The organism is Bacillus sp. FSL E2-8900, assembly GCF_037966225.1.
Lineage (GTDB): Bacteria > Bacillota > Bacilli > Bacillales > Bacillaceae_G > Bacillus_A > Bacillus_A cereus.
On record NZ_CP150193.1, the window covers coordinates 2,705,109 to 2,718,417 of the forward strand.

The window sequence follows — 13,309 nt, forward strand, 5'->3', positions numbered from 1 at the left end:
ATATAATGATATTGTATTACATACCCTTCCAATTTGAAATATAAAAATTAAAAATTCAGACTACATTCTAAAGAGCTTACTTTAGTAAGCTCTTTAGAAAAAATATTTATTTCACAATCGGCAATGTCACTTCACTTAATTTCACTGTAAGTTTCGTGCCAGCTTTCGGTCTAATTGTATAATCATAATCACTTGCAATTAAAACAACTCCGATTTGATGCCCCACTTTAAATACATAATCATCTGGCTGCATGTCCCATGTAAATGTATAATCTTTGCCCGGTTGAATCGCTGTTGAATTTTCTATACTCTTTACGTTTTGTGGATCCATCCAGCCTCTCGTTACGATTTCCGGCTTCGCTCCTCCATAGTCAACAAGTAATGCTGTTAAATTTGATACAGATCGATCAATATTTCCTGTAATTGAAATCTTTGGTGTACCACTTATACGCGTATCTTTTTGCAGTACAGGCATTGTATATACTAATCGATTTGCTACTTCTAATTCTGGATTTGCTACTAATTGGTTTGATTTTATTTGTGCATCATCTAAGAATGAGAAAACTTTATTAGCCGATCCCATACTTAGTGGCAAATTGACTAATTTATTGCTTAAATACATACGGATTTTTGAAGGTGCAGCTGCTGGATCTGGCCAATTTTTTATCTTTTGCCACGTTTTATTTTCTCTTTGCACATCAACCATTGGTTCATCCATAATTCCATTTTCAATTCCGTACAACCAATAATCTAACCATTTATTTTGTGTTTGCTGCCAGTTATTACTTGATGTCCCACCGTGACCACCTTGATGTAGCCACATTTTACGAGGAACATTATTTTCTCCAAGTGCTTCCCACCATTGCGCGAACTGTTTTGTTTTAACATTCCAATCGTTTAAACCATGAACAACAAATACACTCGCTTTTACATTTTTAGCATCTTTTACATAGTTACGTTTATCCCAAAAATCATTATAATTACCTGTTTTTCTGTCTTGTCCAGCCGTTAACTCTTTTATAACTTGTCCGCAAACTTCAGGGTTTTCCCTTGTCAGTACTGCTTCTGCCATATTATCTGTATCTTCCCCTTGATATCCGCCTGGAGCAATGACTGCACCATTTGCACGATAATAATCATACCAACTACTAATTGCTGCGATTGGAATAATTGTTTTTAAACCTTCGACTCCAGTAGTCGCAACAGCATTTGGTAAAGTACCATTATAGGAAACTCCAGTCATACCTACATTTCCTGTAGACCAATTTGCCTGAACTTCCTCACCCTGTTCTGTAAATGCTTTCGCGCGACCGTTTACCCAATCAATAACAGATTTTGTCCCGAGTATCTCTTGTTCATCTCCAGTTGTAGGGCATCCATCTGATTTTCCAGTACCGATACTTTCGCCTAGAATAACTGCATAACCTCTTGGCACGTAATAGTTCCCATACGAACCAAGATTAACCGCTCCATACGGTTTTCCTTCATACGCATACAATTCTTCATCTACATTATATACAGGAACATCTTTTAATCCAGATCGATATGGACTCATTTCATAAATAACAGGAACTTTCACATTCGGATCTGTCTTTGGACGCATAACTTTTATCGATACTCTGTCTTTCTTACCGTCTCGATCACTATCAACTTCTGTCTCTACATATAAATTTTCGATAATAGCTTCATCGAGAGAATAAATCGGTTTTGTCATCCCATTTTCTAATTCAATTTTCGTACTTTTAGTCTCTTCCTTCTTCTCTGCATGCACATCCATAGTAAAGCTAGGTATAATTGTTGCAGATAGCATTGCTGACAGTGTAATTGCCATTTTCTTTTTACTCAAAATCTTCCCTCCCCTTATTCGTTCTCTTTTACTATATAACAAAATAACTGAAAATTCAGTTTTATTTTATATAAAAGTTGAGAAACTCAAAGATTTCTTATTAAGTAAAATTTAATGCAGGTATGAAAGTATTTTCCCACTTCCTCCTTCTTTATAAAGTGAAACTTTAATCAGCCCTCACCAATTGGGCGTTTACGATCAGCAGGGCCACTTCTTTGCTTTAATTTTGAGGTGGGGTCTTACTGCCCGGCAAATAGCGGGATAAATAGAGAAAAAGACAACCGATATTTCTATCGCTTGCCTTACATTCCATTTATTATTTTTCTAACTCTTTAAAGGTATCTTTCAAGTCTTTATCAGATACCTTTATATCTGCATTTTTAAGCAGTTCTCTAGTAACTTGTTGATGGAATTGAGGATCTTGTATACGTTGCTGTTCTAATTCTTTACGAATATTCTCTTTCTCTTCCTCATACGGTTTAAGCTCTTTTTTATCCGTTAGCTTAATAATATAATATCCGAAAGAAGATTTAACAGGTTCACTCAATTGACCAACTTCTAACTTATACGCAGCATCCTCAAATTCTTTCACCATCATACCAGGTCCAAATTCAGATAGTTCCCCACCTTTTTCTTTAGAACCTGGATCCTCTGAATATTGTTTAGCCAATGCCGCGAAATCTTCGCCACTATTTAATTTTTCTTTAATTTCTTTTGCTGTCTTTTCATCTTTTACTAAAATATGGCTAACTTGAAGCTTTGGCTTATAATGATCTTTAATATCTTTTTCCGTTACGGTTGCTTTAATAGCTTTTTCAAAAGCAAAAGTAAGCTTTAATTTCTCTTTCAACTGATCTTCATTTTTCACACCATTGGATTCCATATATGTATTAAAATTATCGCCCATCTTGTCTTTTAATTCTTTTAGTTGTTTCGTTACCTCTTCATCCGTAACTTTATATTTATCATGTAATACTTTCTCTACTACCATTTCAGATAAATTCTGTTTACCGTAGTTTTCTTTTAATTTTTTGTTAAAATCACTTTCTGAAATGCTTCCTGATTTTGTCGTTACAATATTATCTGATGAACCACATGCAGATAAAGATAACGTCATACCCATTAAAATGCTACCAATTACTAATTTCTTTCTTTTCAAATCTGAATACCTCACTTCATTAAATTCAAATATAACTATGTAAATATAACGTTTTCCTGTGAACTTCACGTGAATTTAATGAAAGTAGAACATTTGCTAATTCTCCATTTAATACATCAATTTTGAAAATTATGGTGATTCATCCTGTATCGCTAATCTCTAAAGCTGCAAAAAGGACTAATATTTTCATTAGTCCTTTTTCACATTTATATAAAATTGAATTTCTCCATCTATAGAGGAAACTCCATATTCAAAACCATGCCTTTCTAAAATACTTTTCACTATCGCTAAACCTAATCCTGTACCTGATTTTTCTTTACTACGAGAAGATTCTAGTACATAAAAAGGCTCCCAAATTTTCTCGATATCCTTAATTTTATCCGTAGGAATGCCATTTTTTATTTGGAAATATATACTTTTATTTCTATCTTCTAATGTAATTATTATGTTTTGATTTGCTGTATATTTTATCGCATTAGAAATTAAATTTTGAAACACCATTCTCATTTTATTTAAATCTGCATAAACGATTGTATCGCCCGCATTACCATTTACTTGCAAGTTAATTTCTTTCGAATCCAGTTCAATCTGATGCTTATCTAATATACTCTGAACCAGTGGTTCAATGGGGAATTCTTCTTTTTGTAAAATATCTCTTTCTAGTTTAGAAAATCGTAATAGTTCTTCAATTAAGTTTGATATTTGATCTGTTTGTTTAATAATTGTATCTACATAAGTCCCATCATCTAATCCATCTTTAATCCCCATAGAGTATGCTTTTACTAATGCGATCGGTGTCTTTAATTCATGCGTTACATCACCCATAAATCGTTTTAAATGTTCATTACGATCAGTTAAGTCTTGATGTGCTTCATGTAGTTTTTCACTCATGATATTAATACTATTGGCCAACTCTCCTATTTCATCATTCGTTTTCACTTTCGTTCTTTTAAACTGCAAATGTGAAATATCCTGAGCCACATCACTTAACTCTTTCAGTGGTGTCGTTATTATTTTTGAAAGTATCCACACAAGTAAAATAATAAGAAGGAGCGAGAAACATAGGATATATAAGTAAAATGTATTTAACGTATTTATAATTTCATTTGAATTCGCAATGGAAGTCCCAATTAAAATTATCGTATCATCTTTCGCAATATATTTAGCAAAAAAACTCGCTTTTACCTTTCCTTGATCGTACAGTTTATTCGATTGCCCTTCCGTCTTCACTTTCATAACTTCGTCTTTCGTAATCCAAAGCTTATTTAACGTTACTTTCTTTTTCGTAAGTTGCATGCGTAACGCGTCGTTCATAGCATCTTCCGACTGATTAATTGGCGTATACGCAATTGTAACGTTATTTTCACTTTCAATTGTATGAATAACATCCTCTATATTTTCCACTGTTGTATTTTGTATTTGTGTTGTAAATTTATTTAAGTTTTCACGTGTTTTATAAATATTATAGTTCGGTAAGAGATTGTTAATGAATAATAATGAAATCATAAAGATGAGAATAACAGTTGCAGAAATACTTAAAAATAACTTTTTCCCAAGTTTATTCACTTTGTTCCTCCAAACTATAACCCAGCCCACGATGCGTCTTAATAATATTTTCTCCAATTTTTTTACGTAGCCTTCTTACATGTGTATCAACCGTTCTCTCTTCTCCAAAATAGTCAAATCCCCAGACAATATCTAGCAATTTTTTACGAGTTAAAATTGTTCCTTTATGATTTAAAAAGCATTTTATTAATTCGAGCTCTGTTTTTGTAATTTCTAACTCTATATCATTTTTATATACTTTATTTTTGGCGAAATTTATCTTTACATCTTGTACTTGAATAATATCATCATGCTGAATAAGTTTTTTCGCTCGTGTAATTAGTACTCCTGGATGAAATGGTTTTTTTACGTACTCATCTGCCCCACTTTGAAGCGCTGCTAATTCATCTTCACTTTCACTTTTCGCCGTAAGCATTAATACTTTTACGCTTGAATTCTTTTTTATTTCCTGACAGACAGTAATACCACTATGTTTCGGCATCATCCAATCCAAAATAGCTAAATCAATTTTTTCATCATAAAATATTTGAAGTGCTTCCTCTCCGTCTTTCGCTAATAATACTTCAAAGCCTTCTTTTTCAAAATAAGCTTTTAAAATCCTTAACATATCTTGTTCGTCATCTGCAATTAAAACTTTCATATTTTTTCCTCCATTGCTTTTAAACAAAAACCAATTGTATCATACAACATCTTTGTTACATGAATGTGACAGAAAAATATTTAAAGCTTTTGAGGGGATAGTAATGGTGAGGTGTTGTACTATGATAAAAAAAATCGGGGTCATTTCTCTTCTTCTATTTCTATTATCAACAAATGCGTTCGCAAATACAAATCAACAAATTGAAGTATTTGATTGTCAAAAAGAAATGGTCATTCAAAAACAATCTTTAGATCCAGTAATCCAAAAAGAAGCAGTTCAATACGCTAAATCAATTACTGGTCCATTTAAAAACTTAAATGTCGTTCCAAAAGATGGCTATATGATAAAAATCCCTTTATCTAAGCCGGTTTCTATTACTAATCAATGGTTACACACTACAATAGACGAAGTACTTATACTACTCCCACTAAAAGAAAAGCCTTATATTATGCTTTATGATGATGAAAATAATCCGCATTTTTATTATGTAAAAGGTAAACCAGGATTATTATTGAAACAAATGAAGGTTAAAACGTAATTGACTGAAAAGGAGTCACCTTATAAGCTAAATTTTAAAAGCTAAGGTGCTCTTTTTTATAATAACAATTTGGTAAATGAAATTATAAAAGTTGTTTCTAATATAAGGGTCGCACCTTCATATATATCAGCGATTTTTTAAGATATATCGATTTATCAACGAAAATACCTTTCCGTAGCTATTGTTTGGATAGCAATCTCTATAATACTTTGTAGTGACTTGATCCCTTATATAATCCCCCTTTCACAAATCCATTTGCAGTATAAAACACATCCCCTTGCTTCGTGTCAGCATGTAAAACAATCACTTCAAAATACTTTTCCGCATGACATAATAGTTGATTTAATAATAAATTCCCTAACCCTATACGCCGATAATCCTTGGAAATATAAAATCTCCTCAACCGCCCAATCTTATTGTCTTTTGTGTACGGATCTTTATTTAAACCTCCAACTCCGATTAACATATCCCCTTGGAAAATACCATATAAACATTCTCCAGTTTTATTGAATACATTTACTTTGTGTTTATATTCATTTATTAGTCTTATAAGGAAATTAAACCCTTCTTCTTCACTGTCTTGAACGAGATGACTGAATTCATATTCCATTAAATTTTCTATTTGTTGAATATGTATATCTTTCAAGTCCATTCCCCCTAAGTACGAAAATACATAAAAATGCTCGAGAATCATTTATTTTGAGCATTTTTATGGTTGTTACTTTATTTAATTCATAGTATGCATATACTTCACTTCATATGTAAATCGATAATACAGTTAATTAATTTTATTATGAAAATATAAGAGCCTTGCTACAATCTAGTGTGTGGTAAGGCTCTTTAAAGTTGTGTAATTCTTATTGAACTAAAGCACCTTTTTACTTAAATGAATACATATACATTTATAATGTCTCTCAAATATAATATCAGTTTATAAATTCACCATTCTTCTCTAGCAGGTATAAGTTAAATTATAATTTGTTAATTGATATGCTTGTGTAACCACTGTTCAAATATTTTCAACTGTTCTTCAGTATGAAAGTAATGTTCACCCGTCTCCATAACTTCTAATTCACAACGATGTTTTTTTGTAAAATAGTTAATAGTTTCAAATTCGCACAGCTCATCCTTAGCTCCGTACATAATATATGTATCTGTATTCCATGTACTAATAGGATGCTCTTTTACATAGCATAAATAATCCCAATGTAACTTTTGACCAATAGGTGTCTCTATAGTCATTTCTTTTTGCAAAAGCTCTGGTGTTACATTAAACCATTTCATCATATTTTCGATAATTCGTTCCATATTAACTACTGGTGATAAAAATAATGCCTTTTCTACCACATCATTTTGATAAGCTAAAAGGCTAAAATACGCTCCCATACTACATGCAAACACGTTTATTTCTTTCCAATGTTCTTTTGCATAATTCATAATTATAGATAATTCACTAACACAAATCTGTACTTTGCAAGGCGTATTATCATCTTTTCTTTCTCCATGCTCAGGTAAATCAAAGCTTAATACTTGATAACCTTTTTGTTTGGCTTCTTCAGCTAATATTTGAATAATTGTATCTTCCTTATTTGACATATTTCCATGTACTGCAATAAAAATTTTATCACTCTTATCTCCCCATAAAACCGCAGGAATATTACTAATTTTAAAATTATTTTTAATCATATTCCCTCCATAAAATAAGACATATAGGACTTGGAAAAAATGCAAAAACTTTTTATCTTTGTACAGCAGGCAGTATCCGCTTTAACTCTATTAAATCATCTATTACTATATCAGCGTGAGCAAGTTCATCTTCTTGCGCAAAATCAAAATTACACCCAATTGCAAGTAAACCGTTGTCTTTCGCTGCATTTATATCAGATAGCCGGTCACCAACTACCGCTGCCTCTTTTATATCATATTTGTTCATAATACTTTTAACTAAGTTACCTTTATTTAGCGATTGTATTTGTTCAATACTAAACGTTTCAATCACCCACTTGTCTAAAGCATAATAAGTTACGATTGCTCGTAAATATTCTTTCAAACCATTACTAGCAATGTAAATGGAACAATTATTTTCTTTTATATATGTAAATATTTCTTTTACATTTGGATATAAAGCGCCTTTTCCGCTTTTTATGTTTTCAATAAGTCTATCTAAAAAATATGCATCTGTTTGTTCTCTTATTTCAATAGAATGGTCCGGTAATAAAGCTTCCCAAACTTTCGGTAACGGCACACCCATAATTTCTCTATATTTATCAATTGGTGTTACTGTATCCCATAATTGTAATGATCTTAAGTGATCAAAAGTATCATCTAATGATAATTCTAAAATTTTATCTGTTTGAAATAACGTACCATCCATATCAAAAATTAATGCTTGTAACATTCCTATCTCTCCTTTTGGACTATGGTTTTACCAGATATATTTTTAAGCATCTCAATAATAATTTCTGAGCAATAATTCGCAGCAGTTTTCGCGAAGTCATCATAAGAAATTTGAGCTTCATCATTTGCGCTGTCAGAAATACATCTTATAATGAGAAACGGTATATCATTTATATAGGCAACATGTCCAATTGCTGCCCCTTCCATTTCTGTACAATGAGGTGCGTATTCGTCTATTAATTTCGCCTTTAACTTTGAATCTTCAACAAAACATTCACCGCTGACAATTCTTCCTTCATGAACTGCAATCTGTAAACTACTACTAATACAAGCTTTACGTGCTAACTCTACCAATTCCTTACTTGCAATAAATTCTTCTTGGAACGGAAATAAGTTTTTCATTTGAGTTTTACTTACATCATGATGAGTAACATTCGTTGAAATAACTATATCGCCGACTTTTACATCTGAATGTAATCCACCAGCAACGCCCGTATTAATGATAGAGTCTACATCAAATTTATGAATTAATGTTTGCGCGCATGCAGCTGCATTTACTTTCCCTACACCAGAACGTGTAATAATTACTTCTGTTCCCATGAATTCTCCAATATAAAAAGGCATTCCCGCTATTGTCTGTTCCTCTTGTATAACTAGTTTTTCTAAAAGTAAATCTATTTCAATTTGCATTGCTCCAATAATGCCGATTCTGTTCATGTATGTAGTCCCCTTTATTAATTAATCCCTTTAATCCGCTCAGACATAACCGATAATAAAAATTTCGGAAGTACAAGTTGTCTCTTTAATCTTTTCGGCTGTGAGAGTAACCTATACAGCCATTCAGTTCCAGTATCCCTCATTATTTTTGGTGCTCTTTTTACAGTACCAGATATTATATCAATCATGCCTCCGATACCAATAGATAGCGGAACGTTTAATGTTTGTATGTTTTCATAGATGAACTCTTCTTGTTTTGGTGAACCTAGTCCTACGAGTAGTAAATGCGGCTTGAACTGCTTAATTTTCATTTTTATTTCCTCTATTTCTTCACCATTTACAAATCCATGCTGTCCTTTAAATTGTGCTCCTGGGAACTGCTCATTTAATTTTTCTAATGCCTTGTTATTACTTTCTGGCGCAGCTCCAAAAAGAAAGACACGATATTCATTGTCGTTACAATATTTTATTAAATCGTGAGTTAAATCCGCCCCAGTAACACGTTCTTTCAAACTTCCTTTTAATATTTTCGAGCCAATTATGACACCAATCCCATCCGCTGTTATTAAATCCGCAGATAGTAACATCTTTTTAAATTCCTTTGATTTTTCCGTATTTTCCTTTGCAGACATAACAATTTCAGGATTTGCAGTTACTACAAACCTTGGTTTCTCTTGTTGTTCATGTACCCAACCTTTTAATAAACTTATAGCTTTTGCATATTCTAAAGTTGAAAAAGGTATACCTTTTATAAACTGTTGATCCACTATACTCTCCCCTTATATAAGCTGCAAATATTCATCAATGTCTTTAGAAATTTGAATAAAAGCTTTATTCCAAAATTCATAATTTCTTATATCTATTTCAAAATGTTTTTTCATAAGCTCCTCTACTGGAGCCTTTCCTGTTTCTCGTAAGAACTCTTTATATTTCGAATGAAAAGTACTTTTACCTTCTTGAGCTATTTCTAATAAACTAAAACTTACTAAATATCCAAACGTGTATGGATAATTGTAAAAAGGAACATCTGCTATATAAAATTGAATATATTTCATCCATACAAACGGCTGGTATTCACTTAAAGCTTTTCCATAAGCTTCTTTTTGTGCCATTATAGATAATTTCTCAATTTCATCAGCACTTAATGGACCCTCTTTACATTTTTCATAAAATGTTTTTTCAAACTGATACGATGCTCGTATTGCCATTACATAATTAAAACTATTTCTTATTTTCCAGCTAAGTAATGACTTTTTCATATCTTTACTATCCGTTGTTTCAATTAGATAATTTAAGAGTACCGTTTCAAAGAAAATAGATGCTGATTCAGCCGTACTCATCGGCAAATAATCATCTAAAAAAGATGTAGATTGTTCAAAACTCATATTATAAAAATGCCAAGCATGTCCTAATTCATGAGCGAGCACTCTTACACTATCTATACTCCCATTATAACGCATGGAGATTCTCGATTCTTTCTCACTGAAAAATGGAGCACAAAACCCACCTGGTGGTTTATTCTCTCTCGGTTCAGCATCTATCCATCCACTTTCTATCGCATTACGTGCAAATTCTGCTAATTCTTGATCAATATTCTTACATGCATCATAAACGTTTTGTACTGCTACTGAAAAAGGAATCATGATCTCATTACTTTCCTTTACCGTCATAAGTTCATGCCATGTAATTGAAGCTTTTCCTTTCTTATACACGTTTAAAGCACTTACTAATTTATCAAGGTTTTCTTCTGTCGCATTCCACATTTGGAATAATACAGTTTCTGAAATGCCATTCGCATGAAAAGATTGTGTTAAAATCTCTCTATCTTCTATTTCATTACTCTTTGCATTACGCAATCTCCCTATTTGATTTAATACAGTAGCAAAGATTTCTTTTTCCTTATGTAAAGTACTTGTAAGTAACTCGAATACTTCTAATCTTTCCTTTTCATTATCACTATTCATTGCAATAGTATTTGCTTGTCCAAAGGATAATTGTTTATTATTGTGCTCTATTTCTATCCTATCCCGTAATTGTATGTACATATTTTCCCAAGCATTAAGCTCATCTTTTATTAACTTAGTATTATCTGAAGTTTCCACTTCATTATGTTTTATTACTTGCTGTAATTCATTTTTTAGTTCCTTCACTTTCACGGTCAATTTAGTAAGGTCAGATGGTACACTTTCTTCAACTGATCTACAGTACAAATAGTATTCTGTTTTCTCAATAGCTTGTATTAGCTTTGAAAGAACCTCTACATCTTTTGTTACAAAATATTTCTCTTTCAACTCCAAAATTGGAAATAGCATATCCTCATTCAAATACAAGCGATTTAAATCCCATCTAGCAATTTCTTGCATTTTTATAGTCGCCTCCTATTTTTACAAATAGTTACAGATATTTCTCCACACACAATTATATATGAAATGGAAAAATTTTGATATCTTCAAATATTTAAATTCCTATAAATATATTCTTATTTATACTCTTTTCTTCTACCATTAAGTATCATTACACATATAAAAAATAATCCCTCTACAAGATTGCATTTGATATAGGAAAACTTCAAAGATTTTATCTTCATCAATACCATATCGACCGATTATCACAGATTAAAAAATAAAAAAGGATTGATCAAAAGATCAATCCTTTACTCTACTTCATTTAAGAAAAATAACGTTATAACGCCAGGTCCTGTATGTGCACCGATTGCTGCACCAATTGTATTTACGATAAATACTTCACAGCCAAATCTTTCCGTAATTAATGATTTTAATGCTTCCGCTGTTTCTAAATCGTCACCGTGAGTCATACCGATTGTTTGACCTTTAAGGTCTTTACCACGTTCTTCCATAATATCAACAATACGGCTTAATACTTTCTTTTTCCCTCGTACCTTTTCAAGTGGTACAAGTTTTCCTTCTTCCACGTTTAAGATCGGTTTAATGTTTAGTAAACCACCGATAAATCCTGCGACTTTACTTAAACGTCCACCTCTCACTAAGTACTGTAAGTCAGCTACAGTGAAGATATGTTCCATATGGCTCATTAGAAAATCAACACGCTTTAAAATATCTTCTTTTGATGCGCCGTCTTTTGCCATTTTAGCAGCTTCTAAAACGACAAGACCTTGACCAAGCGAAGCACATTTCGTATCAATAATTTCTAAATCTAAGTTAGCATATGTTTCTTTTACTTCCTCTTTAATGACAACTGATGATTGATATGTACCAGACAGTTCAGATGAAAAAGCTAAATATATACAAGGATTACCTTCTTTTGCATAAGAAACAAATTTTTCTTGGAACGTTTCAAGTGAAGGCAATGACGTTCTATAAACAGCGCCTTCTCTCATTTTTTGCAATAATGTAACTGACTCTAATGTTACTCCATCTAAATACTCTGTTTCTGCTTCATCATATACACGGAGTGGAATTAAATCAATATCATATGCTTGCAGCAATTCTACTGGTAAATCCGCCGCACTATCCGTAATGATTTTAACACCCATTTTTAAACCTCTATTCTGTTATAAATATAAAATAATAAAATAAAAATAGTACTTTTAAATTATATACGTAAAACTTAAATGAAGAAAGGAAAACACTTTATATTGTATGCACTATTCTTCAAAACTTGAACTGTTAATGAAAATGATTCTATTTTAAACACCTTTTTCTTATTATTTTTCTAAAACACGAATAATTTTATAAGTATTTTGTATCATTATATTTTAATTCTTTATCTTAATATAATCTTTTCAAATTCATACTGTTTAAAATTGAAAAGCCAAATCCAATAAAGGAAATGGCTTTTACATTTTCATAAAATAACCAAACTTTATTTTCCATCACATTGTTTGTTTACATTCATACTTTGGTGATGTTGAATATTAGTCCAGTTATGATAAATATTTATAGCCTGTACTATAATTAAAACAGTGAATATTCACCTGTAAGAATCACTAGATAAAAACAAGTTAAACATTTTATAAAATATTTAATTTTACTAGTAAAGCTAATAAAATTTGGAGAAGAATTTGAACATTTACTGCTATGTCTGTATCCGTAGTCGTAACTGTAACATTTCTAGAATTTCTAATAACAGTTTCTTGTTTATTAATTTGTTTAATAGATGATTTTTGAAACAATTCTTGTGCTACACGGTCAGCTTTTTCACTATCTGCTATAGAAATACTTATTATAACCACGATAGCTGCTTGTAATGCTGCTTGAATAGATAAAGCAGCTTTTGTATCTGTAGTAGTAACTTCTACATCTGCTGAATCTACAATTGTAATAGATTCTTCAGAAATTTGATACGTTTTACTTTCTTGCGCAGCTGCTTCTGAAACGCTAGCATTTTTAAAAGATGGATGAGGATTTGAGGAATCTAATGCACTCCACTTTTTATTTTCATCTGAATGACATGTTTTGTCCATGC

At 31.6% G+C, this 13,309-nt stretch carries 13 protein-coding genes; 1 reads left to right on the plus strand and 12 read right to left on the minus strand.

All coding sequences use genetic code 11. The features are described 5' to 3' along the window. Positions 1-106 precede the first annotated feature (106 nt). The 4 genes from NST90_RS13875 to NST90_RS13890 all read right to left on the minus strand — a co-directional run bounded on the left by NST90_RS13875 (position 107) and on the right by NST90_RS13890 (position 5,211). Entirely contained in the window at positions 107-1,846 is a 1,740-nt protein-coding gene (locus tag NST90_RS13875; protein ID WP_046392814.1) for a Xaa-Pro dipeptidyl-peptidase, read from the minus strand. 316 nt (positions 1,847-2,162) lie between these two features. Next, complete coding sequence (locus NST90_RS13880) at positions 2,163-3,005, minus strand: peptidylprolyl isomerase PrsA (RefSeq protein WP_283748161.1); 843 nt, start codon at positions 3,003-3,005, stop codon at positions 2,163-2,165. A gap of 189 nt (positions 3,006-3,194) precedes the next feature. Next, the gene (locus tag NST90_RS13885) at positions 3,195-4,571 is read right to left on the minus strand and encodes a HAMP domain-containing sensor histidine kinase (protein WP_046392815.1); all 1,377 of its coding nucleotides are present in this window, start codon (positions 4,569-4,571) and stop codon (positions 3,195-3,197) included. Next, entirely contained in the window at positions 4,564-5,211 is a 648-nt protein-coding gene (locus tag NST90_RS13890) for a response regulator transcription factor (protein ID WP_000865979.1), read from the minus strand. Before NST90_RS13890 ends, NST90_RS13885 begins: the two co-directional genes overlap by 8 nt. Positions 5,212-5,332: 121 nt before the next feature. Here NST90_RS13890 and NST90_RS13895 point away from each other — a divergent pair, with 121 nt between their 5' ends. Next, positions 5,333-5,749 carry a hypothetical protein gene (locus tag NST90_RS13895; RefSeq protein ID WP_000591772.1) on the plus strand — a complete coding sequence of 139 codons (417 nt, stop codon included), beginning with the start codon at positions 5,333-5,335 and terminating at the stop codon, positions 5,747-5,749. Between the two features lie 199 nt (positions 5,750-5,948). On the opposite strand, the gene NST90_RS13900 is transcribed toward NST90_RS13895, so the two are convergent. From NST90_RS13900 to NST90_RS13935, 8 genes are all read right to left on the minus strand, one after another. Then, positions 5,949-6,443 carry a GNAT family N-acetyltransferase gene (locus NST90_RS13900; protein ID WP_141557666.1) on the minus strand — a complete coding sequence of 165 codons (495 nt, stop codon included), beginning with the start codon at positions 6,441-6,443 and terminating at the stop codon, positions 5,949-5,951. A 287-nt stretch (positions 6,444-6,730) separates the two neighbouring features. Beyond that, a complete protein-coding gene (locus tag NST90_RS13905) occupies positions 6,731-7,435 on the minus strand; it encodes an alpha/beta hydrolase (RefSeq protein ID WP_046392817.1) in 705 nt (234 codons plus the stop codon). Between the two features lie 52 nt (positions 7,436-7,487). Continuing rightward, positions 7,488-8,147 carry an HAD hydrolase-like protein gene (locus NST90_RS13910; protein WP_283748160.1) on the minus strand — a complete coding sequence of 220 codons (660 nt, stop codon included), beginning with the start codon at positions 8,145-8,147 and terminating at the stop codon, positions 7,488-7,490. Between the two features lie 2 nt (positions 8,148-8,149). Next, a complete protein-coding gene (locus NST90_RS13915) occupies positions 8,150-8,863 on the minus strand; it encodes a 5'-methylthioadenosine/adenosylhomocysteine nucleosidase (RefSeq protein WP_001079723.1) in 714 nt (237 codons plus the stop codon). Between the two features lie 17 nt (positions 8,864-8,880). After that, positions 8,881-9,630: a WecB/TagA/CpsF family glycosyltransferase gene (locus tag NST90_RS13920; protein WP_046392818.1), complete on the minus strand. Its 750-nt coding sequence runs from the start codon at positions 9,628-9,630 to the stop codon at positions 8,881-8,883. Between the two features lie 12 nt (positions 9,631-9,642). Then, positions 9,643-11,226 carry a M3 family metallopeptidase gene (locus NST90_RS13925; RefSeq protein ID WP_046392819.1) on the minus strand — a complete coding sequence of 528 codons (1,584 nt, stop codon included), beginning with the start codon at positions 11,224-11,226 and terminating at the stop codon, positions 9,643-9,645. A gap of 290 nt (positions 11,227-11,516) precedes the next feature. After that, positions 11,517-12,377 (minus strand): DegV family protein, encoded by an 861-nt coding sequence (locus NST90_RS13930; RefSeq protein ID WP_000538278.1) that lies wholly within the window; start codon positions 12,375-12,377, stop codon positions 11,517-11,519. Between the two features lie 477 nt (positions 12,378-12,854). Next, entirely contained in the window at positions 12,855-13,307 is a 453-nt protein-coding gene (locus tag NST90_RS13935; RefSeq protein ID WP_000361676.1) for a spore coat protein, read from the minus strand. Positions 13,308-13,309 lie beyond the last annotated feature (2 nt).

What these genes read in the sequence shown, in the direction of transcription:
- NST90_RS13890 (WP_000865979.1), bottom strand. Translation starts at nt 5,211, where the DNA reads ATGAAAGTTTTAATTGCAGATGACGAACAAGATATGTTAAGGATTTTA.
- NST90_RS13895 (WP_000591772.1), top strand. Translation starts at nt 5,333, where the DNA reads ATGATAAAAAAAATCGGGGTCATTTCTCTTCTTCTATTTCTATTATCA.
- NST90_RS13900 (WP_141557666.1), bottom strand. Translation starts at nt 6,443, where the DNA reads ATGATTCTCGAGCATTTTTATGTATTTTCGTACTTAGGGGGAATGGAC.
- NST90_RS13905 (WP_046392817.1), bottom strand. Translation starts at nt 7,435, where the DNA reads ATGATTAAAAATAATTTTAAAATTAGTAATATTCCTGCGGTTTTATGG.
- NST90_RS13910 (WP_283748160.1), bottom strand. Translation starts at nt 8,147, where the DNA reads ATGTTACAAGCATTAATTTTTGATATGGATGGTACGTTATTTCAAACA.
- NST90_RS13915 (WP_001079723.1), bottom strand. Translation starts at nt 8,863, where the DNA reads ATGAACAGAATCGGCATTATTGGAGCAATGCAAATTGAAATAGATTTA.
- NST90_RS13925 (WP_046392819.1), bottom strand. Translation starts at nt 11,226, where the DNA reads ATGCAAGAAATTGCTAGATGGGATTTAAATCGCTTGTATTTGAATGAG.
- NST90_RS13930 (WP_000538278.1), bottom strand. Translation starts at nt 12,377, where the DNA reads ATGGGTGTTAAAATCATTACGGATAGTGCGGCGGATTTACCAGTAGAA.
- NST90_RS13935 (WP_000361676.1), bottom strand. Translation starts at nt 13,307, where the DNA reads ATGGACAAAACATGTCATTCAGATGAAAATAAAAAGTGGAGTGCATTA.